The organism is Bradyrhizobium sp. Leo114 (genome assembly GCF_055229415.2).
Genome location: NZ_JBUYEN020000004.1, coordinates 85,046 through 107,120, shown reverse-complemented (window position 1 = coordinate 107,120; position 22,075 = coordinate 85,046). Strand labels below are relative to the sequence as shown.

20 protein-coding genes, 1 tRNA gene and 1 pseudogene are annotated in these 22,075 nt (G+C 60.6%); 15 read left to right on the top strand and 7 right to left on the bottom strand.

Annotated features, from left to right (window positions below; all coding sequences use genetic code 11):
* The first annotated feature begins 40 nt into the window (after positions 1–40).
* The 3 genes from ACZIRK_RS06510 to ACZIRK_RS06500 are packed head-to-tail and all read left to right on the top strand — an operon-like array spanning position 41 to position 4,100.
* Complete coding sequence (locus ACZIRK_RS06510) at positions 41–1,345, top strand: c-type cytochrome (protein WP_463327083.1); 1,305 nt, start codon at positions 41–43, stop codon at positions 1,343–1,345.
* 41 nt (positions 1,346–1,386) lie between these two features.
* Complete coding sequence (locus ACZIRK_RS06505) at positions 1,387–1,875, top strand: (2Fe-2S)-binding protein (RefSeq protein WP_130227656.1); 489 nt, start codon at positions 1,387–1,389, stop codon at positions 1,873–1,875.
* Positions 1,872–4,100, top strand: coding sequence for a xanthine dehydrogenase family protein molybdopterin-binding subunit (locus tag ACZIRK_RS06500; RefSeq protein WP_130227657.1), 2,229 nt, complete (start codon positions 1,872–1,874; stop codon positions 4,098–4,100). Before ACZIRK_RS06505 ends, ACZIRK_RS06500 begins: the two co-directional genes overlap by 4 nt.
* Positions 4,101–4,207: 107 nt before the next feature.
* On the opposite strand, the gene ACZIRK_RS06495 is transcribed toward ACZIRK_RS06500, so the two are convergent.
* Positions 4,208–4,918, bottom strand: coding sequence for a TetR/AcrR family transcriptional regulator (locus ACZIRK_RS06495; RefSeq protein WP_245474856.1), 711 nt, complete (start codon positions 4,916–4,918; stop codon positions 4,208–4,210).
* 165 nt (positions 4,919–5,083) lie between these two features.
* Here ACZIRK_RS06495 and ACZIRK_RS06490 point away from each other — a divergent pair, with 165 nt between their 5' ends.
* The 5 genes from ACZIRK_RS06490 to ACZIRK_RS06470 all read left to right on the top strand — a co-directional run bounded on the left by ACZIRK_RS06490 (position 5,084) and on the right by ACZIRK_RS06470 (position 10,248).
* Positions 5,084–6,334 carry an FAD binding domain-containing protein gene (locus tag ACZIRK_RS06490; RefSeq protein ID WP_130227658.1) on the top strand — a complete coding sequence of 417 codons (1,251 nt, stop codon included), beginning with the start codon at positions 5,084–5,086 and terminating at the stop codon, positions 6,332–6,334.
* Between the two features lie 31 nt (positions 6,335–6,365).
* On the top strand, positions 6,366–6,665 hold the full coding sequence (locus ACZIRK_RS06485; protein ID WP_130227659.1) for a DUF485 domain-containing protein: 300 nt from the start codon (positions 6,366–6,368) through the stop codon (positions 6,663–6,665).
* Positions 6,662–8,320, top strand: coding sequence for a cation/acetate symporter ActP (gene actP / locus ACZIRK_RS06480; protein WP_130227660.1), 1,659 nt, complete (start codon positions 6,662–6,664; stop codon positions 8,318–8,320). Before ACZIRK_RS06485 ends, actP begins: the two co-directional genes overlap by 4 nt.
* Positions 8,321–8,368: 48 nt before the next feature.
* Positions 8,369–8,818 carry a cupin domain-containing protein gene (locus ACZIRK_RS06475; protein ID WP_463327082.1) on the top strand — a complete coding sequence of 150 codons (450 nt, stop codon included), beginning with the start codon at positions 8,369–8,371 and terminating at the stop codon, positions 8,816–8,818.
* A gap of 437 nt (positions 8,819–9,255) precedes the next feature.
* A complete protein-coding gene (locus ACZIRK_RS06470; protein ID WP_245474857.1) occupies positions 9,256–10,248 on the top strand; it encodes a helix-turn-helix domain-containing protein in 993 nt (330 codons plus the stop codon).
* A gap of 125 nt (positions 10,249–10,373) precedes the next feature.
* On the opposite strand, the gene ACZIRK_RS06465 is transcribed toward ACZIRK_RS06470, so the two are convergent.
* Positions 10,374–10,470, bottom strand: a tRNA-Met gene (locus ACZIRK_RS06465).
* Between the two features lie 402 nt (positions 10,471–10,872).
* On the opposite strand from ACZIRK_RS06465, the gene ACZIRK_RS06460 reads away from it, so the two are divergent.
* The 4 genes from ACZIRK_RS06460 (at position 10,873) to vapC (ending at position 12,604) form a co-directional block, all read left to right on the top strand.
* A complete protein-coding gene (locus ACZIRK_RS06460) occupies positions 10,873–11,136 on the top strand; it encodes a hypothetical protein (RefSeq protein ID WP_463327081.1) in 264 nt (87 codons plus the stop codon).
* Positions 11,137–11,205: 69 nt separating this feature from the next.
* Positions 11,206–11,889 (top strand): integrase core domain-containing protein, encoded by a 684-nt coding sequence (locus ACZIRK_RS06455; protein WP_463327080.1) that lies wholly within the window; start codon positions 11,206–11,208, stop codon positions 11,887–11,889.
* 83 nt (positions 11,890–11,972) lie between these two features.
* On the top strand, positions 11,973–12,206 hold the full coding sequence (vapB, locus tag ACZIRK_RS06450) for a type II toxin-antitoxin system VapB family antitoxin (RefSeq protein WP_130231806.1): 234 nt from the start codon (positions 11,973–11,975) through the stop codon (positions 12,204–12,206).
* Positions 12,206–12,604, top strand: coding sequence for a type II toxin-antitoxin system tRNA(fMet)-specific endonuclease VapC (gene vapC, locus ACZIRK_RS06445; RefSeq protein WP_130231804.1), 399 nt, complete (start codon positions 12,206–12,208; stop codon positions 12,602–12,604). Before vapB ends, vapC begins: the two co-directional genes overlap by 1 nt.
* Before the next feature lie 379 nt (positions 12,605–12,983).
* Here the strand turns inward: vapC and ACZIRK_RS06440 are convergent, their stop codons facing one another.
* The gene (locus ACZIRK_RS06440; protein WP_130231802.1) at positions 12,984–13,574 is read right to left on the bottom strand and encodes a hypothetical protein; all 591 of its coding nucleotides are present in this window, start codon (positions 13,572–13,574) and stop codon (positions 12,984–12,986) included.
* A gap of 840 nt (positions 13,575–14,414) precedes the next feature.
* On the opposite strand from ACZIRK_RS06440, the gene ACZIRK_RS06435 reads away from it, so the two are divergent.
* Positions 14,415–14,756 carry a tRNA-binding protein gene (locus tag ACZIRK_RS06435; protein ID WP_130231301.1) on the top strand — a complete coding sequence of 114 codons (342 nt, stop codon included), beginning with the start codon at positions 14,415–14,417 and terminating at the stop codon, positions 14,754–14,756.
* 5 nt (positions 14,757–14,761) lie between these two features.
* Here ACZIRK_RS06435 and ACZIRK_RS06430 read toward each other — a convergent pair whose 3' ends face one another.
* The 3 genes and pseudogenes from ACZIRK_RS06430 to ACZIRK_RS06420 form a co-directional block, all read right to left on the bottom strand.
* Positions 14,762–15,907: a DUF2336 domain-containing protein gene (locus ACZIRK_RS06430; RefSeq protein WP_165435630.1), complete on the bottom strand. Its 1,146-nt coding sequence runs from the start codon at positions 15,905–15,907 to the stop codon at positions 14,762–14,764.
* 363 nt (positions 15,908–16,270) lie between these two features.
* A pseudogene (locus ACZIRK_RS06425) lies at positions 16,271–16,853 on the bottom strand (MarR family winged helix-turn-helix transcriptional regulator).
* Between the two features lie 570 nt (positions 16,854–17,423).
* Entirely contained in the window at positions 17,424–18,188 is a 765-nt protein-coding gene (locus ACZIRK_RS06420; protein ID WP_130231309.1) for a response regulator transcription factor, read from the bottom strand.
* Positions 18,189–19,010: 822 nt separating this feature from the next.
* Between ACZIRK_RS06420 and ACZIRK_RS06415 the strand changes: the two genes are divergently transcribed.
* Positions 19,011–19,253, top strand: a complete 243-nt coding sequence (locus ACZIRK_RS06415; protein WP_080663596.1) for a GDCCVxC domain-containing (seleno)protein — start codon at positions 19,011–19,013, stop codon at positions 19,251–19,253.
* Between the two features lie 198 nt (positions 19,254–19,451).
* Positions 19,452–20,633, top strand: coding sequence for an acyl-CoA dehydrogenase family protein (locus ACZIRK_RS06410; protein ID WP_165435631.1), 1,182 nt, complete (start codon positions 19,452–19,454; stop codon positions 20,631–20,633).
* Between the two features lie 217 nt (positions 20,634–20,850).
* Here the strand turns inward: ACZIRK_RS06410 and ACZIRK_RS06405 are convergent, their stop codons facing one another.
* The gene (locus ACZIRK_RS06405) at positions 20,851–22,062 is read right to left on the bottom strand and encodes an ABC transporter substrate-binding protein (protein WP_463327079.1); all 1,212 of its coding nucleotides are present in this window, start codon (positions 22,060–22,062) and stop codon (positions 20,851–20,853) included.
* Between the last annotated feature and the right edge of the window lie 13 nt (positions 22,063–22,075).

The following is a 22,075-nucleotide window of genomic DNA, read 5'->3' as shown; positions in this document are numbered from 1 at the left end:
ACCGGCCTGATATCGCGATCGCATCTCGGAGGGGAGGGCGATGAATCTCAGGTCCGTTCTGCTTGCACTGCTTGCCATTGGAGTGATCGGCGGGGCGGCGTCACTTTTTTGTGCTTTGGAATCGCCAATTCCGCCCGTCGACGCGCGGTCGCTAGGCGCGCCGGATCGTGCAGCGGTGCGCCGTGGAGCCAGTCTTGCTCTCCTTGGAGACTGTGCCACATGTCATACCGCACCCGGCGGACTCCCATACGCCGGAGGGCTTGCGATGCCGACGCCCTTCGGAACGATCTACTCCACCAATATCACACCCGATCCGGAGACGGGCATCGGGCGCTGGTCGGAGCAGGCCTTCATTCGTGCTTTGCGGTCCGGCGTGGATCGTGAAGGTCGCCACCTCTACCCGGCTTTTCCGTACGACCATTTCACGCGCGTATCGGACGACGACGCGAAGGCGTTGTACGCCTTCTTCATGTCGATCGATCCGGTCAAATCATCGGCGCCGCCCAACGAGCTTCCGTTTCCTCTCAACGTTCGTCTGACGCTGGCCGGCTGGAAGCTTCTCTTCCTTCGTCGGGCGCGTTTCGTCGCGGACCCATCGAAGGATGAGAGGTGGAACAGGGGAAAGTATCTGGTCGACGGACTCGGCCACTGCGGCGCCTGTCATTCCCCTCGAAATCTCCTCGGCGCGGAAAAGACATCGGCCGGTTTCGCAGGAGGCGAAGCCGAAGGTTGGCGCGCATATGCGCTCGGTCGAAGCTCGCGATCGCCGGTCGCGTGGGACGAAGCCGCCCTCGCGGACTATCTCGCGCGTGGCTGGCACCCTCTGCATGGGACCGCTCAGGGGCCGATGGCGAATGTGGCCAACAACCTCTCCCAGGTCGACCCCGCAGACGTAGAGGCAATGGCCCATTATCTTGCCTCTCTCGGCAAAGGCGAGGGGCGGAATGATGTGGAGAAGGCTCCTTCTGGTCCGGGACGCTTGCCGCAGGCCGCCGGGGCTCAGGCGGCAACACCCCCCATCCCATCGGAGCCGGGCGGTGCGATCTATGCCGCCGTCTGCGCGTCGTGCCACGATGCCGACCGCCCCTTGCCTCTAGGCGGCTCGAGACTCGATCTCTCCACTGCGGTTACGGACGAGGTGCCCACCAACCTGCTCAATCTGGTGCTGCGGGGAATACCCGCGGCTGCCGGCGCTTCTGCACGTCCTATCATGCCCGGCTTCGGCGACGTCCTTGACGACCGGCAGATCTCCGATCTTGCCAACTATTTGCGTACCCGGTTTGCCGGAAAGCGGCCGTGGGACGCGCTGGTGAAAGCGGTCGCGGAAACAAGAGGCGGCCCATGAGCCGGACCGAACGAGGACTCAAGGAGGCTCGGTAAAGCAACATGACAACTTTGATCGTCAACGGCGAGCGCCGATCCATCGAGGCGAGCCCTGACACTCCGCTGCTCTACGTTCTCAGGGACGAACTCGGTCTGAACGGCGCGAAATACGGTTGCGGGCTCGGGCAATGCGGCGCCTGCACGGTCATCGTCGATGGCAAGGCCGTCTTCTCCTGTGTAACGCCGGTGATGGTGTTGGAGGGACGGACGGTCACCACGCTGGAAGGAATCGGGAGCCGGGACGCGCCTGGCCCGATGCAGCGTGCCTTCATCGCCGAGCAGGCCGCGCAATGCGGCTACTGTATTCCCGGCATGATGATGCGTGCTCAGGCGTTGCTGAATCGCGATCCGCACGCCACCGATGCGACGATCAGAGCCGAGCTGCAGCCTCATCTTTGTCGATGCGGCACGCACATGCGAATCTTGGGTGCGATCCGGCGCGCCGCAGAAGAGATGCGGCCGAAGACGGCCGACGCGAGGACGGGACGATGACGCATGCTGTCTCTCGGCGCAGCGTCTTGGCCGGCGCCGGTGCGCTCATCGTCGCCTTCCGGATTTCCGGCGCGTATGCACAGACCGAAACCGGTACGGGTGGAGGACCCTCGAAGCACGGTCTGCCGGGAAGCCTCGACGAGAACCCGAGAATTGACGCCTGGATTCGCATCAACGCGTCGGGCGCCGCGACGATCCTCACCGGAAAGGCCGAACTCGGACAGGGCATCAAGACCGCGCTTCTTCAGGTCGCGGCAGAGGAGCTCAAGTTACCGCTCGATCGGCTTTCGCTGGTCACGGCTGACACCGCTCGGACACCCGATGAAGGCTACACGGCCGCCAGCCACTCGATGCAGGACTCCGGCACCGCGATACGGAATGCGGCGGCGCAAGCGCGCGAACTGCTCCGGGACGAAGCGGCCCGCAGACTCGGCGTAGCCGCCAGCTCGCTGCAGGTACGCGACGGCGAGGTGTTTGGTGCTGACGGCGTGCGGGTTGGTTACGGCGAATTGGTGAGCGATCAACTGCTGTCGGTCGACGCTAAGCCGACCTCGCGCTTGACCTCGCCGGCAGACTTCACCGTGATGGACCGACCCGTGCCAAGGGTCGATATTCCGGCCAAAGTGACGGGTGGAGCAGCCTACGTCCAGGATCTGCGTCCCGAAGGGATGCTGCACGGTCGCGTTGTTCGCCCGCCGAGTTACGGCGCCACGTTGCGGGACTGCGATGTCGCGCGGGTCGAGCGAATGAGCGGCATCGTCAAGGTCGTGCGGGACGGCAATTTCCTCGGCGTCATCGCGGACCGCGAGTGGACCGCAGTGCAGGGAATGCGAACTCTCGCGGCCACGACGAATTGGATCGAACGGCAGGAGCTGCCGGACGAGGCGGATTTGCCGGCCGCGCTGATGAAATTGCCTTCGCGCGACACCACGATTCACGACACGGGAAATCCCGGCGGGCCGGGAATCCTGGTCGAGGGGACCTTCAGCAGACCTTATCTTACGCATGGATCGATCGGGCCGTCCTGCGCGCTTGCGCAGTTCGAGGACGGAAAGCTCACGATTTGGACCCATACCCAGGGCGTGTTTTTCCTTCGCAACGCGATCGCCGGCATGCTGCGGATGCCTACCGAGAACGTGCGCTGCATCCATGCGGAGGGCGCCGGCTGCTATGGCCACAACGGTGCCGACGACGTCGCGGCCGACGCGGCGATGCTGGCTCTGGCAGCACCCGGTCGGCCGGTCAGGGTCCAACTGATGCGTGAACAGGAGCACGCGTGGGATCCGTTCGGGCCCCGCATGGTGGTCAAGCTGAAGGCGACGGTCGGCGCGGACGGCGCAATTGCTGATTGGCACCACGAAGTGTGGAGCCAGTCGCACATGATGCGACCCGGGCCGCCGGGCACGCTGATCGCGGCCCGACTGAAGTCGGACGCTTTCCCGCCCGCGCCACCCGTAGCCCTTGCGCAGCCCGAAGGTGGCGGTGACAGGAACGCAATCCCGCTCTACGCGATCGCGAACTGCAAGGTGATCAGCCACTTCCTGCCCGACATGCCCTTGCGCGGCTCTTCGATGCGCTCCTTGGGTGGTTATCTAAACGTCCTCTCGATCGAAAGCGTCCTCGACGAATTGGCGGTTCGTTCACGTCAGGATCCCGTGGCGTTTCGGCTTCGGCACATTGAAGATCCACGCGCGCGCGATGTCATCGAGAAAGCGGCCTCGCGTTTTGGGTGGACCGCACGGGCTAAGTCCTCGGAAGGCACCGGGTTCGGGTTCGGCTTTGCGCGCTACAAGAATCTTGAGGCCTGGTGCGCGGTGGCCGTCGAGATCGAGCTTTCCCGGCTAAACGGTGTCATTCGTGTCCGTCGCATCGTGGCGGCGGTGGACACGGGGCAGATCGTGAACCCGGATGGCGTCCGCAATCAAATCGAGGGCGGCATCCTGCAGGCGATGAGCTGGACGCTGTTCGAGCGGGTGACGTTCGACCGCACCCGCGTCACGTCGGTGGACTGGTCGGCCTATCCGATTATGCGGTTCGATCGCGTCCCCGAGTCGGTCGAAGTCCATCTGGTGGATCGGCCGGGCGACGCCTTCTATGGCGTCGCCGAGGCTGCGCAAGGGCCGACGGGAGCAGCCCTTGCCAACGCAATCAGGGATGCGACAGGCGTCCGGTTCCACGATCTTCCCATTACGTCGGCGCGCATAAAAAGAGCGATAGGGCCGTGATCGGCTAGAGCGTTTTCGAGCGAAGTGGACACCGGTTCGCGTGAAGAAAACGCGTCAAAACAAGAATCTAGAGCTTCGGTTCTGATTCAATCAGAACCGAAAATGCTCTAGCCCTTTTCCTTCGCCGGCAGAACGGAGCGGACGCCGCCGAGGAACGTCGCCACCTTCGCATCAATGATCGAATTGACGTCCGTTTCGAGCGGCATCGAATAGATGAACTGGCGTACTCCGAGATAGAAGATCGCCGCATGAAGCCCCCACACCATCTCGATTTCGAGAACGGTAACCGGGAGTTCGCGGGTGGAGGGCCGTCCGTATTCGAGCCTGATCTCCTCGATCACCTTTTCGAACGCGCGTTCGCGCAGCATTCTGAGATAGCGGGCGTTCAATCCTAGGTCCTTCAGGCCCGCGAACATGAACAGGCGGATCCACTCATAGGTGAGAATGACCTCGGCGTACTCGCGATAGAACTGGATCAGCCTGGTCTTAAGGGGGACCGAACGATCGGTGATGATTTTCTCCCACGACGGCTTCCAGCGCTCGACGAAAACCTCCTGATAGACCCGCTCGATGAGGGCTTCCTTGCTCGGAAAATAGCGATAGAGCAGGGGCTGGGTGATACGCAGGCGCCTCGCGAGTTCGCGGGTCTGTCCTTCGAATCCGTGCTCGGCGAAGAACGAGACCGCTTCTCGCGTGATAATGGCCTCCCGCTCGGACGGGTCCAGCCTCTGCTGCTCTCGGATAGGCGTTCTCGGACGCGCTCTGTTCGGCTTCTTCACACCTGATTCGTGGGCTTGAGTGCGGTTCTGCAACTTCATACACCGATTTCCCGTCCTGTCCGATCCCGCCAGCCGGTTCGTCACTTTTTGTTTATCGATCGATAAATAGTCATTGACTCAAGTCAATGCCGCCTGGATAATTAATCAAACGATAAATAGCGGCCCGACAACTCCCGTCCGACCGCACCGCAAGGGAGGCTGCTCATGACGAACGATGGCTGGACGGGCAAAACGCGGCCAAAGGCACTGGTGATCGGCGGATCCATGGCCGGACTGTTCGCGGCATTGCTGCTGCGCAGGGAAGGTTGGAAGGTCGACGTGTACGAACGTATCGGCGCCGAACTGGCAGGCCGAGGCGCGGGAATCGTCACTCATCGCGAGTTGTTCGAGGTATTGGGGAGAGCTGGCATCGACACGGAAGCGGCCGCAGTCGGGGTCGCCGTCCCGGGGCGGCGCGTGCTCGATGGCCGCGGCCACGTCGAGGGCGAGCTCAAGTTGCGTCAAGTCCTCACCTCGTGGGGGCACCTCTATGGGCTTCTGAGGGCAGCCTTTCCGGCGGAGAACTACCATCACGGCAAGAACCTTGTGGACATCGCGGAGATCGACGACCGCGTGGTGGCGCGCTTCTCCGACGGCTCCCAGGCTTCGGGAGATCTGCTGATCGGCGCGGACGGCATTTTTTCGTGCGTCAGGGCGCAGCTGGCTGCGGATGTCCGTCCCAGATACGCCGGCTACGTCGCGTGGCGCGGTCTCGTCGAGGAACGAAAGCTATCCCGGCGGACCCGTGCGGAGTTGTGCGACTGGTTTGCCTTCAGCCTTCCTCCCGGGGAGCAGATGCTCGGCTATCCCGTTGCCGGCGTCAACGAAGAGATGGATGTCGGCGAACGGCGCTTCAATTTCGTTTGGTACCGTCCGGCCGACTCCGGCCATGGGTTGGCCGATCTCCTGACTGATATCGACGGCGTCCGGCACGACCTGTCGATTCCGCCGATCCGGATACGCCCCGACGTGATCGCCGCGATGCGTCGGGACGCGGAGCGACTGCTTGCGCCGCAGTTCGCCGAGGTCGTCCGCCTCACGCATCAGCCGTTCATACAGGCCATCCTGGATCTCGAGACGTCGCGAATGGTCCTCGGTCCCCGAACGGTGATCCTGGGCGACGCCGCTTTCGTAGCCAGACCGCATGTCGGAATGGGAGTGACGAAAGCTGCGGGAGATGCGGCCGCTCTGGTCGACGTATTGCGGGCCCATCCGCGCGATCTGGCCGCCGCGCTCGCGAAATTCGAGTCGACCCGGCTTCCGTTCGGAGCCGCGGTCGTGCGCCGCGCCCGCGATCTCGGCGCCTACATGCAGGCGCAGATTGCCACTGCCGAAGAACGGGCGATGGCGGAACGCCACCGCAGCCCCGAGGCGGTGATGGCGGAGACCGCCGTCACGACGGGAATCGCTGCGTGACCGAATTCAAAAAGGAGGAGGGGACCAACCAATGGACCTGCAAGCCATTCAGAACAATCCCGCTTTCAGACAGCTCGCGAGCGAGCGCACGCGCCTCGGCGTCGGTATGTCGATCGTCATGGCGGTCGCGTACTTCGCCTACATCCTGACCGTCGCATTCTGGCCCCGCTTACTCGGGCATCCGCTGTGGAACGGCACCGTGATGACCTGGGGCGTGCTGATCGGCGTCGGTTTGATCGGCTTCGGATTCCTGCTCACGGCCCTCTATGTCCGGCGGGCGAATTCCCGTTTCGATCGGCTCAGTCAGCTCCTGTTGGAGGATTTTCGATGATTGCGCGCTCGGGCTACGCAGCCTTTACCGCAACCGCAGTCGCACTTGCTTCCGATCCTGCGGCGGCGGACGCGCTGACTTCCGCGGTCGGCGCTCGGCAATCGCTGAACGCGACGGCGATTGTCATGTTCCTCGGTTTCGTCGCGGTCAGTCTCGCCATCACATTATGGGCGGCGAGACGGGGCACGAACACGGCAAAGGATTTCTATGCCGCCGGCGCCGGTCTCAAGGGCGTCCAGAACGGGCTCGCAATCGCCGGCGATTACACCTCGGCCGCGACGTTCCTGGGTGTCACGGCGCTGGTCTACACGTCGGGCTACGACGGCATGATCTACGCGATCGGCTTTCTCGTCGGCTTCCCGATGATCCTGTTCCTGATTGCTGAGCCGCTGCGCAACCTCGGCCGCTATACGTTCGCCGACGTCGCGGCGTATCGGCTGTCTGAGGTGCCGGTGAGGGCGGTTGCCGGCGTCAACACCCTGGTTATCGTGGTCTTCTATCTGATCGCGCAGTTGGTCGGGGCTGGAAAGCTCATCCAGCTCTTGTTCGGACTTCCTTACATCTACGCGGTCGGCATCGTGGGCGTACTGATGATGGTCTACGTGACTGTCGGAGGCATGCTGGCGACGACATGGGTGCAGATCATCAAGGCCGTGCTTTTGATGTCGGGCTCGGTATTGATGTCGGTTCTGATTCTCGGACATTTCGGCTTCAGTCTGGAGGCTCTCTTCCGGGAAGCCGTCGCCTTGCATCCGAAGGCCGACGCGATCATGGCGCCCGGCGGTCTCGTCAAGGATCCGGTGTCGGCGATCTCTCTCGGATTGGCCCTGATCTTCGGCACGGCCGGGCTGCCGCACATCCTCATGCGCTTCTTCACCGTCAGCGACGGCCGCGAGGCTCGCACGTCGGTGCTGGTTGCGACGGGATTCATCTCCATCTTCTACAGTCTGCTGTTCGTGCTCGGCTTCGGCGCCATCGCGATCGTTTCGGCGAATCCCCAGTTTCGGGATGAGTCGGGCGGGCTGCTCGGGGGCGTCAACATGGTGGCCCTGCATCTGGCGGATGCCGTCGGCGGGTCGCTGCTGCTCGGGTTCATCTCCGCGGTGGCATTCGCGACCATTCTCGCCGTCGTGTCGGGGCTGACGCTCGCGGGCGCTTCGGCGGCCAGTCACGATCTTTACGCGCGCGTGATCCGCAGAGGTCGTGCGAGCGAACAGGAGGAGGTCCTTGTCTCGAAGGCCGCTGCGGTCGCGATCAGCGTGCTTTCGATGGGCCTGGGCGTCCTGTTCGAGAACCAGAACATCGCATTCATGGTCGGACTGGTGTTCGCGATCGCTGCGAGCGCGAACTTCCCGGTCATACTGCTCTCGATCGTCTGGCCCGACCTCACGACGCGGGGAGCAGTGAGCGGATCGCTCGCCGGCTTGTTGGCATCCGTCGGGCTGGTCGCTCTCAGCCCGGGCGTATGGACCGCCACCTTTAAGCTCGGGCCCGCGCCGTTTCCTTACGACAATCCGGCCCTCGTCTCGGTTCCGCTGGCCTTCGCCGTGTCCTGGGCGGTATCGGTGCTGGATCGCAGTGCGGCGGCTGCCTCGGTCCGCGCATCGTTCGGCGCGCAACATGTTCGCGCGCAGACCGGCCTGGCGGTCGAATGATGCTTCTCGGAGAACCCAACTCAAGGAGAAACCCGAATGAACGCTAATGTGGCCGAACAGGGCCGGGCCGCTTGGCCCGACTCCATTCGCAAGGAGTTCGACGCCAATCAGTTCAATGGACGGGTCGGCACTCGGCTGTTGTCGGAAACGGACCGCGTGCGCGTCTGGGAAATCCGGCTTGCTCCAGGCGAGCGCATTGGATTCCATCGCCACGTGCTGGATTACTTTTGGACTGCCGTGACGCCGGGGCGGGCGCAATCGCACGCCGAGGATGGGACGATCGTCGAAGCCATTTATTCTGCAGGCGAAACGCGTCACTTCGTCTACGGAAAGGGCGAATACAAGATCCACGATCTCGAAAACGTCGGAGATTCCGATTTGTGGTTCACCACGGTTGAGTTTCTCGACAGCGCCAGTGCGCCTCTGGAGCTTGGCCATGATCGCCAGAGCGAAACCTCTTCCGAACGGGACGGCTCTCGGTCGACGCTTGAGCTGTAGCCGAGACCTGTGATCTGGCTGCATAAGAACGGAGCCATCGGAAGCCAGGATCGTTGCGACGGCGCGTCCGGCGAGAGGCGGGCTGATACGATCTCGCAAGCCCTGAACGCTCTTTTGTCGGGCGCGGCTACTGGAGGGCGATGGAGCGCGATCCGTCCCGACCTTTCCTAAAGCCGGGACATGTGCTCGATCGAGTCAAGATCGCAGCCGGATTCCAGAGTGATGACGACAGCAAGCTGCGATGGGCGCTTGCCGAGAGTAGAGCCGGCGAGTCGGGCTTCCGAGCGATCAGATTGGACAAATCGCCATCACCTTGTCCAATACCGGGTGCTCGCAGCGCGCTAACGTTCCATTGGCTTTTCAGGATGGCATGCCGCGAATGAAGGTTCGTGCTGGCATTGGGGTCTTTGAACGCCAGGTGCGCTGGAGCTTCGAGCGTGGATATTCGGCCGAGTCGTACAGCAACAGTTCTGACGTCCGCACCCGACACGGGGGCGGTCTTCGACGCCCCCTGCCTCGACACCCTGGAAATCGTGCTTATCGAATCCGAGAATGGCAGGATCCTTCGCAAGCTGCAGCGCTCGAAATTCACGGACCGCTTTGCGCAAAACGGCATTGTGTTGTCCCTTGTGCATCTCGACCTTGCCCTCGCCGTTAAGACCGGAGGTCAGGACGGGGAGCAGGCTGCGAAGGGCACTCGCTGCCTGAGGCTTGCCGCCAAGCGCCGCGCACGTAAATGCCTGAATGCTGAGGCGGCGCCTGTCGTCGAAAGACTCGACGACCCCGTGATCCGACGCCTGTTTGACGCGCTCGCGGTAACGGAAACCGGGCGCGCTTCGCACGCTGCCCTCTGCGCCGACGCCCTGCGCCTCGCCATCCTGGCGCGGCAGTTTACCGGTCGGGCCGATCTTCGGCGAACGGGGACGCTGTCTACCGAGGGCCGCAGGAGCCGCAGCGTGAGGTCGCTGCAGAAATGGCGCCTCAAGCGCGTCGTCGAGTACGTTGACGAGTGTTTGGAGGAGAAAATCTCGCTACAGGATCTTGCGACGGTCGCCGGTCTGAGCCGGATGCATTTCGCCGCACAGTTCCGTGCCGCAACAGGCATGCGCCCTCACGAGTACTTGCTGAAGCGTCGGATCGAACGCGCCGAGGTATTGCTCAAGCAGGGCGATATATCACTCGTGGACGTGGCTTTTGCGGTCGGCTTTCAGAGCCAGGCCCACTTCACGACGGTGTTCAAGCGCTTCGCCGGCGACACGCCTTTTCAGTGGCGGAGTGCACATCTCGCTGTTCCTGTGGAAAAAGGTCCAGAACAATCTGCCAAAGGCGAACGCTTGGAAAACACAAAATTTCAGATTGCTACCATGAGATCTGGAGTTCGCCGCACCACAACTCGACGCGCTCTTAAGACGCAATCGACTCGTTCTTAACGTGCAAGCACACCTACAGCATTGGCGCCTCTTCCTTGAGGTCTGACGACGCTCGGGAGGGGCACGGAGTCAGATCTTGCGAATCCGACTCAGGTCTGTTGCGAACCGATAGCTGCTGAAATCACTGGTGGGCCCGGCAGGACTCGAACCTGCAACCAGACCGTTATGAGCGGCAGACTATCGATCGGGTTCGTTGCTTTTGCTGCAGTTTCGTTCGAGCTCGATCGCGCTCGATGCGGTTCGTTCAGGCCGTTTCTGGTGCGAAACTGGTGCGGTTACCCGGTTCGTGCGACGCTCGCGGCAGCGAGTTGCACCTTCGATTACATGGTCGATGCCACGACTTTCCACACCGACCTCCGATCTGAACATCAAAGGACGCAAGCGACGCTGATCGGTCCGCGACGCAGAAGAGATGGGTGGATCGTGTTAGGGGAGCGCGGTCATAGCTTCGCCGCACGCAGCCGCGCCAGCGAAGAAGTCTAGGACTGTGTCGACCCGATCTGCGTCGCGCAAATTCCCCATGCACAGCAAATGGCCAATTTAGCTGAATCATCGGCATGCCGGTGTGTGTACCGAAAACCTTATCCGAGTTGATGAGGTGACGGAATCGCCTAAGCTGGAAGAATGATCGGGCTACTCTGTTTTATTTTGGCGGTCTTGGCCTCGCCATTCAAGTCGAAGTTGCGGCTTGAAGCGGAGAACGCGGCGCTCCGACATCAATTGATTGCCTTAAGGCGTAAGCTGCATGGTCGCGTCCGGCTCAGCAACGATGATCGTTGGTTCTTCATTCAGCTGTATCGCTGGTTTCCATCGATCTTGCAGGTCCTCACGATCATCCGGCCCGAGACGCTCGTGCGTTGGCTTCGGGCCGGCTTTCGCCGCTACTAGCGTTGGAAGTCGTACCCACAGGGAGGGCGGCCGCAGATCGACGCCGAACTGCGCGCGCTGATCCGGCACATGAGCATGGAGAATCCGCTTTGGGGCGCGCCACGCATCCATGGCGAACTGCTCAAGCTCGGGTTTGAGCTGGCGCAGTCGAGTGTCGCCAAGTACATGGTTAAGCGGCGAGGCCCACCAAGCCAGGGATGGCGGACCTTCCTGCGTAACCACGCGCCGGACGTTGCCGCCATGGACTTGTTCGTTGTTCCCACCATCGGTTTCGACCTGCTCTATGCATTCGTCATCATCCGACTGGACCGCAGAGACTTGGTCTTGATCAACATCACAAGAAATCCGACGGCGGAATGGGTTGCACGTCGGATCACGGAGGCCTTTCCTTGGGATGAGGCCCCAAAATACCTCATTCGCGATCGCGATCGCATCTATGGCAGCCTCGTTACGCGCCGATTGCGCGCCATGGGCATCCGCGACAAGCCTGTTGCACCGGCCTCGCCGTGGCAGCATGGCCTTGCCGAACGGTTGATCGGATCGATCCGCCGCGAGTGTTTGGACCACATCATTGTCCTGGGCGAGGTGCATTTGCGTCGGGTTCTGCAATCCTACGCCGACTATTACAATCGTGTCAGAACGCATCGGTCGTTGGACAAAGATGCGCCGGTTTCTCGCCCGGTTCAGCGGACCGGAAGCATCAAATCGTTCCCCATTCTCCGCGGACTCCATCACCACTATGTCCGGCTTTAGAGTGTTCGGTACACACAGGCGGCCTTGTCAAAATACTAAGGTCGGTTTATGTATATCCCGCTTGGATATACATAGGAGGCATCATGACGACCTCGACGGTGTTCATCAGTAATCGCAGCCAAGCCGTCCGCCTGCCCAAGGCAGTTGCCTTTCCTGAGGATGTGCATCAGGTCGACATCCTGAAGATCGGCCGCAGCCGTATGATCGTGCCTCAAGGCAAACGGTGGGATGATCTGTTTCAGAACGGACCGCGCGTCAGCGAGGATTTCATGGTCGAACGTAGACAGCCGGAAGCCGAGGAGCGCGAGCCGCTCTGATGCTCACCTACATGCTCGACACCAACATCTGCATCTACGTCATGAAGAACTATCCGCCGGACCTGCGCGAAAAATTCAATGGGCTGGCCGAGCAACTCTGCATCTCAAGCATCACGCTCGGCGAGTTGCACTATGGCGCCGAGAAGTCCGCGCGCCGCGCCGACAATCTAACGGCCATCGAACATTTCGTGGCGCGTCTTGATGTGCTGCCATTTGCTGACAAGGCGGCCGCGCACTACGGTCAGGTCCGGGCGGAACTTGAGCGGGCGGGAACGCCCTGTGGTCCGCACGATATGCAGATCGGCGGTCATGCTCGCAGCGAGGGACTGATCATCGTCACCAACAACATGCGCGAGTTTGCTCGCATGCCGGGGGTCAGAGTCGAGAACTGGGTCTGACTGAGGACAGGAAGGTCAGATTTTGCGCACGCAAGTGCCCTGCGCAAGGCGCGCGGCCTTCACGTCGCATCAGATGCACCCGTCAGTCTGGCGCCGCTTAAAAGCCCCTCGCGGCGCAAGCCTGCAGCCGTGGGCAAAGTTGGTCCCCTATAAGTTGGTCCCCTAATCGGGGCAAAGTAGGTCCCTTACCTGAAACACATTATGCCCCGCCAGCGATGGCGGGCTTTTATTTCGGATGTTGATGTGTCAGGGACGATGATGATGATGATCTCAGCGATGTCCACTTTAGGCCGACGAACCGACCTTACAGAGGTCGAGGGCACCGTTAGCTACGGGTCAGATTCGGCCGCTGGGTACCGAATTAGCAACTCGACGCTTTCTACCCTTGGTCGCTGTCAGTCGGCACCCAATCCTCGGGCAGCCTGTTCCACGGGTGATCAGGAAAACGTCTCGCTGTTTCCTCCTTGACCTTCCGCTCGCGCCAGATTGGTCCGCCGATGTGCCATTTAGCTTCTTCTTCTCCGAAGTCGGCAGTGAGGCGTGATGGAATGTGATACTCCGCGTCCCAGGCAGCGACAATCTCCATGTTCTGGATCGCGGGGTCTTCGACACGCGTATCATATCTCGGCTTGCCGCCTGCCCATACCGTTACGTTCAAAGTTCCTACCGGCCACTGAACTGAATAGCGTATCTTTTGCAGATCTTTGTGCAGCGGGAAACGGCCTAGCTTCTTCCATCGACCGGACCTCAATGCTTGGCCTATGGATGGATGGGCAACTACGACTGTGGCCATCACGTTCGATGATAAGATACCTTCCGGCTCCGCCAAATTGTGCTCCCGACGTCTGAAGAAGCCGATGGCCTTATCCAGTGTCACCTGGCCGTAGTAGATCCAGGCGGTTTCGCCCGCTATCGCATAAAGGGTCCCGGCCCTTAGATCGGCTCTGGCTTTAGGGTCAGCGTCGAACATGGTGCAACCGGAGGCAGGTCGTCGCGGCAAGGATCAGTAGCAGCAAATATATCCATAACAGCGGTCAGGCGTAACGTCGCTATGTCGCACTAGTTAGGTCACAACCGAAGATCGCGAGCACGACGCACAGATGGTCAACCCGACCCGAAGCTACGCCCATGAATGCGCGCGCGTTGCGTGGCATGGCATCGCTGGACTGATCGCGCCTCTCGGCGTCCGGGGGATAGTTATGCGTCACCGCAACGAGCGCCATTGCGCCCTCCAGCGCTGGGTCGGCTCCATGTTGCATGTTGAAACCTATGCGCGCATACCCCCGTCAGAAATGCTGGCGTCGCTGTCGGCTGTAGGGGTACTCCGGGGCCGATATGTCTCAGAGGAGAGCTTAGCTGTCGGGAAGGCTAACGCCCCGGCGCGGACATCGGTGGTCGGAGTGGCGGGGCGGGGCGCCTACAGGTCGCAAGGATTCGCAGCGTCCTCTCCAGCGGCTGCCCCTCATGACGAAGGGTTGGCTGAGCGATCCGGCCCGCTTGCCCAGCCGATCCGGGTTTGGCTGCAATTGCACGGTCGGGGCGGGGGGAGGCGGCCGGCCGCTTTCCTGCTCCGTTGCGTGAGCCCAGGCCTTGCTCCGCCGCCAAGGATTCGCTGAAGGGAATTGCCCCTGGGGGACGAAGTTGGTACCATTCATTGGTACAGAGCAGTTTCGCGCACTGGTGAAAAAGCCCCGTTTTTTCAGCATTTCTTGCCGGGCTCCGGGAGTCCCTCCCTCTCCGCCATCAACGGGAACGGCTGGGATCCCCTGCGGGATGCGCGCGGGAAACGCCATTGCCGCGCGAGCTTTACATGACGCAAACGATCGGGATCGACGAGTTCCTGGCCATCGACATCAGGGTCGGCACGATCGTTGACGTGGCTGATTTTCCGGAAGCGCGGAAGCCGGCGTGGAAACTGACGATTGATCTCGGCCCCGAGGTTGGAACGAAGCGGTCCAGCGCGCAGCTTACCGAGCTGTATTCCGCCGAGTCATTGATTGGTCGGCAGGTGACCTGCGTGGTCAATCTGCTGCCGCGCAGGATCGGCCCATTCCTCTCGGAGGTGCTGACGCTGGGCTTTCCCGATGAACAAGGCCGTGTGGTGCTCGTTGCGCCTGAGCGGCCAGTTCCGAATGGCGGGCGCCTGTTCTAGCGGACCTATATCATGGCGACCGCTAGGGAGCCGGATTCGCTCGGCGCGATGGGATGGCTTTCGCTTGTGCGCGCGTCACGGCGTGCCTTGTAGAACTCAAGCACTCGTCTCGCCGTTCGGAGCTCGATCCGCTCGAAGTTTTCTCGCGCTTGATCAAGGTCGATCTTGCTTAGCCTGCGGTCCGCTACTCTCATCAGCAGCAAAGCCTTGGCCGTTGCCCAGGAACATCCGCCGGCTTTTGCGACAAGTTGCACGGTGCCAGGATTGTCGTTGAGAACCGCCCGTTCGACCAGTTCGATGGGGCAGGCTGCAAGGACGGACAACGCCATCACAGCCGTTTCAAAATCCTGCGCTCGGGCAGCCGCGTGAACATCCGCTTCTCCGAGCTCCTTCCAGTATTTGCGGCGCTTTACCTTCTTCCTTGCCCGCGCGTGATCCGGAGACTGATTGCGGACCTCCAGATTTATGTCGTCGATGACCTCTGTCACGGCGTCATGCACGGCGTCGGAAAATTGCGGGTTTGCCGCGGCGATCTTGTTGCGTACGGAAGCCGAGGCAGTTTCCATAAGCTTCAGGAAATGATGTCTGGGGATGTCATGCCGCGTCCCGACATGGAGGGCAAGCTGGGTATCTTCGCTCGATCGCGCGACGAGCTCGCCGAAGCTGCCATCCGAAAAGCGGGCGCCCGGGTTGCTCGCAACCGCATGGACCACGCCGGCTTCGCCGCGCAGAATCAGCAGCTCCGTGATCGCCTCGCTGATTGTTCGACGTTGCGCGATTGCGTGAAGGTGGCCCTGACCTTGGGTGCTGGCGCAGGCAACAAGATCGGACTCGCTAAGGGCATCCGACTGACTGAGAACCGGAGCCGCCACGGCAACAGCATCATCCGATGCAAGTGCCCTGACCAGCGTTGCCGGCGCATTCGAGTCAGTCGCGAGATGGCGAGCCAGCCTGACGCGGGTCTTCAACTCGATCACGGCAACGAGTGTTTTGAATATCTCGTCAAACAGTTTGATCTGTTGTTTGGAGTAGCGACCAGACCCGGCAAGGAACAAGTCCGTAATGCGGGTGAGAGCCCTTAGTTGCCGTTTCGTCGACCCGGATGTCGTCGTGTTTTGCACTTCATTGATTAACGAATAGAACGTCGTCATGATCATGGGTCTCGTCGGCACGTTCGCCTTTGGCGGCGAGGAGTTGATGGCGACGAGCTATCATGCGGGCAATGAAGATTGTTGATTCGAGCTGCCTCATAGATGATTAAAATTGTCGGCATTCCAGTAATCGTCTGGTTGCAGCTCGAAGCTGCCGTGCGCTTCGCCTGCTCTCTCGGCATACAGCATCACGAAACGAAATAGAGCATGACCCGGAAAAGTGGACACCGGTTTTCCCTCGCGACAAACGCGAAGCGTTTGCGCGGAGATCATGCTCAAACAAAAAGAGCTAAAGCGGGATGACGATTCGAAGAAAAGTCATCACGCTTTGGCGGACGTCCGTAGCGCCAGCGTCGGATGAATCTATCGCCGGCCGCGCTCGAAGGTCGCGCATAGCAGCATAGTTTCGTCCGCTGTGATCGCTGCGCGAAAGAAGCGGCATGTGAATTGTGGGCAGGCGTTGCCTGTCGCGCCGTCGGCACTATTCTCCGTCAAGAACGTGCACTCCCTGCAAATGTCCGCATGATGTCGTTGCTGGGTAATATCCAACCAGTCGAGCACCTGGCGGAGCGCATCGCGTGAGCTGGTCTGGCGATCGACGCTGAGCACGCCTATCGCCTTTACGAGTACATTGACCGGATCATGCCCGAGAAATTTCTCACCCTGCGCGGTCACATAAAGGATCACCGAGCGTTTGTCTTCCGCAGCAGGTTTGCGAACGAGGAATCCCTTTCTTTCGAGCACCTTGACGATTTTGAGATGCGGTGCCCCTGGTAGTGCCGACAAAAGTGGCCAATGCCGACGGAGTCCGTGAGAACTGATTCGCGCGAGCAAGAAAACGCAGGGCCATCCATTCGCGATCGCGCAGCCCGTGCCGACTACCTTCGAAGTGCCAAATTCTCGCCGTCTGAACCAATAATTCAACCGTCTCGCGTGCTAACGTCATGATCGACCCAATTCAAAAAATTTTGCGAGCAGTTTCTCGGCGTGCACCTCATTAGCGCCCTGATTCGCTAGCGCTTTGGTTCGAGGTTCAACTCAACTGCATGTCGTTTAGCCCACTAATGCGTCGGCCATTAAGAAATTGTCTGCTGATCGTTTGAATTTCCCCGCAAGCAACACTGACTTCATTAATCATCCCCCGATTGGATCGGACTACACACCGCAGCAACGCAATCTGGATCGTCAGTGACAACGACATTGTCGCTGTCACAAGGCGAAAGGTTCAGCGATGCATTCGAAGAATGATTTTCACGTTTCGAAGCGTCTCCAGAGGATTCTCGCGGGATTCGACAAATCGTGCTGCTCTATCGAGAGCATTGTCGAGGCGGTACGCGATGCCAACACGTAAGCGGCGGGCCTGCGCGTCGCGCAAACCCGTTATCCGGCATGGGATGGCTGCGCCTGCTGCCGTGACGGGCAGGCATGCGCTAGCTCGTTACCAAATCTGCACAGACGCCACGCGGTCGTTGTTCGTGGCGATGCGTTACCTGTTCTGAATGATGATCCCGTTCTCTCAAGTGAAGATGGGGCGTGGCCTCGATGGTGCTTGCTTGGCCAGGATGCCAAGGGTTTGGAGATCTCGCGTCGCATCGTCTTCGGGCGCTCCTGTGGAGGAATCGAGCCGGTAGCCGATATATCGCCTCGAGACGATCGGGTCGTAGCCGAGACGGTCACGCAGCTTCTTGCGCAGCTTGCTGACGTGACTTTCGATCACGTTTTCATCGAACGTTGACTCGAAGATCCCATAAACCGCATTGAAGATCTGCGTTTTGGTCAGCCATTTTCCTTGCTGACCAACCATGTGTTCCAGGATGCGGAGCTCGCGACGCGGCAGCATCATCACTGCTCCTCCAATTTCCGGATCTCTCCCGTCAAAGAAGACTCGAATCGCACTTTGCTTGCCATGGGTCGATATTCCGAGGCTGCGGCGGGAGATCGCGGCAGTTCTTGCCAGGATCTCGCGTGGGTGGACTGGAATATGGACGACATCATCCACGCCAGCTTCAAAGAGCTCGACCGTGTGCTTGAGCATTCTCTGGTTGCTGAGCGCGATGATCGGTGCACGGCAGCGCTTGCGGACAGTGCGAGGCAAGGTGGCGCGAGTATCACAATCTCCAAGAAGAAAAGCGTCAATGGCCGACAGCTCATCGTCGCCCGCAGATTCCAGCCACTCAAGGAACTCCGTTGGCGAAAATCCAACAGAAGAAATGCCTTCACGATCGAAACCGCCGATGTAGCCGGTGGCAACGTTCTCTCGATCATCGATGATCACGTACATGCGGTATTTGCCCCATTCGCCTAGCCTGTTGAATTTTTTCGTTTGGCGTGTGCCGTGTGCCGTGTGCCGTGGTGATGCTGACAGCGCGAGCAGAGATTGCCCTGCGCACGCAGTTCTTTCTTTTCCGGATGAGTCACTTGCAGATTCAGCGGTTGTAGCGTGAGCTCAGCGCGTCGTGGATTTATGTTTTTGAGGTTCGGACTCGACGAGACGCCACAAACGCACACGCACACAATCGTGAAGGTGCCCCCAAGACATAGGTGGTCACCCCGAATGCAGAACGGCTATGTCAGTTGTGTCGGAGCGCCTTTGTCATGCTGAGCGCTCCAAAAATTTGCCGTTCTTTTAGATAAGCGACGTGAATCGCTCGTCCTGACGTTGGCAAAATGCAGAAATGCAATCAAGCTTGCCCCGAGAGTAGTTGGTACGCAGGCCGACCATTTGTTTTGAGATTATTGAAGCAATTAGTTTTGAAGCAATCATTAGATGATTTTGTAGCAATGCTACTTTGCTCAAGAGCTGGAGCTATCGGAAGGCGCAATCATGAATCCCGCCGCGCCAAGATCAAGCATTGTCCATTGCTGGCCTGAAAGTGACGCTTGGCAGGTTGTCGCCACGGAACCTGCCACATGGCACGACGACGCAGACGTCATCGCGCCGATTAGACAAAATCTAACTGGTCGGATTCTGCTCGGGAGAAGCGACCTTGCGGGGCACCGTCCGTTCCCGCGTCATCCGCAATCTCGTTTTCGTCCCCTCGAGGCCGTATCGGCGCTATACTCATGGCGCTGATTTCGAGACTACTTCTGGCGGGATGCGGCGATGCAGGACAACTCACTTATTCTGCAATCCATCGTCACATGCCCACACTGCGGATATCGTCAGATGGAAATCATGCCGCTAGATGCTTGCAGGTTCTTCTACGATTGCAAGGCATGCGGTGCTCACCTGAAGCCCAAGCCAGGCGATTGCTGCGTTTTTTGTTCCTATGGCACGGTGCCATGCCCGCCGGTTCAGGCCAGCCGTGGAGCATCGACTTGCGCTTGCTCAGCCAGAGATGGCTGAGCAACTGGGGAGCTGCCGACCTGTTTCGCGAGTTCCGCGCGCTAAACACCGCGGCGTCATCGAGCGACGCGAAGGACGAAGCCAGCAAGGTTTCCCGGCCTGATGCAATCAGCCAACCAGATTGGCTCTCCACGCCATAATCGCCCTGACGCAGCCGACCTAGTCTCCAGCCTTGCAAAACAAGGGTTGGAGATCACAGTGGATTTTGAACTGTCCAGGGAACAACGCGACATCAAGGCGCGGGCCGCTGCCTTTGTGGAGGAAGTCTGCCGCCCGCTCGAGGATGACTGGGGAACGGACGACTACGCCGTGCCGCACGACATCTTCATGGGCGTGGTGCGGAAATTCCGCGAATACGGCTTCAGGGGATTGGCGGTGCCGAAGGAAGCCGGCGGGCAGGGATTAGGCACGGTCGCGAAGTGCCTGGTCTACGAGGAGATCGTAAGGTCGCCCGTGATGCATGGCCTGCTCGCGACCTGGTCGGGCTTTCTCGATCCGCATCCCGCGCTTCACGTCGCGCCGGAATGGCAGAAGGAAGCGTATCTCTATCCGATCCTGAAAGAGGACAAGTTCTACCACATCAACATCTCGGAGCCGGGCGCGGGCTCCGACGCGGCCGGGATAAAGACCACCGCCGTTCGTGACGGTGACAATTACATCATCAACGGCATCAAGCGCTGGGCGCCGCCGCCGAACCATCCTGCCATCACGCCGAAATATCTGCTCTGCTACGCCGTGACCGATCCGACCAAGGGCTATGAGGGGATCAGCCTGTTCCTGGTCGACTATCCCAATCCCGGCGTGTCGGTGCTGCGCGAATACGAGACCATGGCGCCGGGCACCTATCTCGGCCGGAGCTGCGACTACCAGTACAAGGATTGCGTGGTCCCAGCGAAGAACATGCTGGGCGCGGAGGGCATGGGCTTCCGCTACATGATGGACCAGCTCAACCGCAACCGCACCGTGATCGGTGCGCGCCTCACCGGCACCGCGCGCTGGGCGCAGACGCAGGCCGCGAAACGGGCGCGTGAGCGCGAGACGTTCGGCAAACCGCTCGCGGAACGGCAGGCCATTCAATGGATGCTGGCGGAATCGGAGATGGACCTCGAGCAGTCGCGGCTGATGGTCTACAAGACCGCCTGGATGCTCGATCGTGGCCTCGATGCACGCAAGGAAGCCGCGATGGTGAAATGCTTCGCGCCGCTCGCGGCCTGCCGGGTCATCGATCGCGCCATCCAGATCCATGGCGGGCTCGGCGTGCTCAGGGAAAACCGCTTCGGCCAGCTCTATTTCCAGAGCCGCATCGCGCAGGTCGCGGAAGGCACCACCGAAGTGATGAAGATGACCATCGCGCGGGAGGTGCTGCGCGAGTGTGAATAGACTGAAGAGCGCAAGTGCCCTGCGCCTCCCTCTCCCCGTTCTTCACGGGGCCGAGACGAGCGGAGCTCGCTCTGAGAGGGTAGGGTGAGGGGCTATCTCCACGAAGACGGTTTGAGACGAGCTTGCGGAGGCACCCCCTCACCCGGAATTCAAGCTGCGCTCGAATTCCGACCTCTCCCCGCAAGCGGGGCGAGGTAAAATTCCCGAGACCGCGCTCTCACTTCTCCGCGTCGATCACCTCGCCGATCGGCTTCCATTTCACGCCGTCGAACTGCATCAATTGTTCCTGGCTCATCGGCGTGTAGCGCGTGGGGGTGGTGTTGAGCTTGATGCCGGGAAGCATGATCGGGAGGACGAGATCCTTGATGCTGGTCGCCTGCTTCATCAGGTTCTCGCGCGTCAGGTCGTCGCCGCAATTCTTCAAGACGTGAACGAAGGTCTGCGCCGTCGCGTAGCCGAACACGTGATAGGTCTCGGACGGATTGGCTTCGGGCATGTACTGCTTCATGAAGGCGAGATATTCCTTCACGCCGGCATCGTCGCCCCATGCCGCATCGTTCGGATCCTTGCGGAAGGCAACGGTGATGACGCCCTTGGAATTCTCCAGCCCCGCCGGCGCCAGCGTGCTGGAGATCGAGCCGGCGGCATCGCTGAGCAGGTGCAGCGCATCCCACTTCGTTTCCGCCATCTTCTTGATCGCCTGCGCGGAGAATTTCGGCGTCGAAATGTCGAGGAACACGTCGGCGCCGGTCGCTTTCAGGATCAGGATCTGCGAGTCGATGGTCGGCTCGGCAATCTCGTAGCTGAGCTCCTTGACGATCGTCGTCGCGGCCTTGTCGCCAAGCCCGTCGCGAAAGCCCTTGACGTAGTCGCGGCCGAAATCGTCGTTCTGGAACAGCACCGCGACCTTCGCATTGGGCCGCTCCTTGAGGAGGTATTTGGCGTAGATCACGCCCTTGGCATGGTTGTTCGGCTGCCAACCCATCGACCACGGATAGGTCGCGGGCTCGGAGACGCGGTTGGCGCCGGTGCCGAGGAACAGGCCGGGCACCTTCTTGGCGTTCAGATATTTTTGCGTTGCGAAGTTGGTCGGCGAACCGAAGGTGCCGACGATCGCGAGCACCTCCTCGCTCTCGACCAATCGCCGCGTCTGCTCGACGGCTTTGGGTGGGCTATAACCGTCGTCGAGCGAGACTAGGTTGATCTTGCGGCCGTTGACGCCGCCTTCCGCATTCACCTTCTGGAAGTAAGCGGTCATCGCGCGGCCGATCGCCGCGAAGCTCGACGCCGGGCCGCTATACGGCATGGTCTGGCCGATCTTGACCTCGGTATCGGTCACGCCTGGTCCGTAGTTCTTCTCCTGAGCGAATGCGGAGAACGACAACCCCGCCCATGCGATCGCACAGGTCGCCACCATGAGCTTCTTCATGCTCTATTCCTGT

Bases quoted from the DNA above. Each gene is read 5' to 3' on its own strand.
- ACZIRK_RS06510 (WP_463327083.1), top strand. From the start codon at position 41: ATGAATCTCAGGTCCGTTCTGCTTGCACTGCTTGCCATTGGAGTGATC.
- ACZIRK_RS06505 (WP_130227656.1), top strand. From the start codon at position 1,387: ATGACAACTTTGATCGTCAACGGCGAGCGCCGATCCATCGAGGCGAGC.
- ACZIRK_RS06500 (WP_130227657.1), top strand. From the start codon at position 1,872: ATGACGCATGCTGTCTCTCGGCGCAGCGTCTTGGCCGGCGCCGGTGCG.
- ACZIRK_RS06495 (WP_245474856.1), bottom strand. From the start codon at position 4,918: ATGAAGTTGCAGAACCGCACTCAAGCCCACGAATCAGGTGTGAAGAAG.
- ACZIRK_RS06490 (WP_130227658.1), top strand. From the start codon at position 5,084: ATGACGAACGATGGCTGGACGGGCAAAACGCGGCCAAAGGCACTGGTG.
- ACZIRK_RS06485 (WP_130227659.1), top strand. From the start codon at position 6,366: ATGGACCTGCAAGCCATTCAGAACAATCCCGCTTTCAGACAGCTCGCG.
- actP (WP_130227660.1), top strand. From the start codon at position 6,662: ATGATTGCGCGCTCGGGCTACGCAGCCTTTACCGCAACCGCAGTCGCA.
- ACZIRK_RS06460 (WP_463327081.1), top strand. From the start codon at position 10,873: ATGATCGGGCTACTCTGTTTTATTTTGGCGGTCTTGGCCTCGCCATTC.
- ACZIRK_RS06455 (WP_463327080.1), top strand. From the start codon at position 11,206: ATGAGCATGGAGAATCCGCTTTGGGGCGCGCCACGCATCCATGGCGAA.
- vapB (WP_130231806.1), top strand. From the start codon at position 11,973: ATGACGACCTCGACGGTGTTCATCAGTAATCGCAGCCAAGCCGTCCGC.
- vapC (WP_130231804.1), top strand. From the start codon at position 12,206: ATGCTCACCTACATGCTCGACACCAACATCTGCATCTACGTCATGAAG.
- ACZIRK_RS06440 (WP_130231802.1), bottom strand. From the start codon at position 13,574: ATGTTCGACGCTGACCCTAAAGCCAGAGCCGATCTAAGGGCCGGGACC.
- ACZIRK_RS06435 (WP_130231301.1), top strand. From the start codon at position 14,415: ATGACGCAAACGATCGGGATCGACGAGTTCCTGGCCATCGACATCAGG.
- ACZIRK_RS06430 (WP_165435630.1), bottom strand. From the start codon at position 15,907: ATGACGACGTTCTATTCGTTAATCAATGAAGTGCAAAACACGACGACA.
- ACZIRK_RS06420 (WP_130231309.1), bottom strand. From the start codon at position 18,188: ATGTACGTGATCATCGATGATCGAGAGAACGTTGCCACCGGCTACATC.
- ACZIRK_RS06415 (WP_080663596.1), top strand. From the start codon at position 19,011: ATGCAGGACAACTCACTTATTCTGCAATCCATCGTCACATGCCCACAC.
- ACZIRK_RS06405 (WP_463327079.1), bottom strand. From the start codon at position 22,062: ATGAAGAAGCTCATGGTGGCGACCTGTGCGATCGCATGGGCGGGGTTG.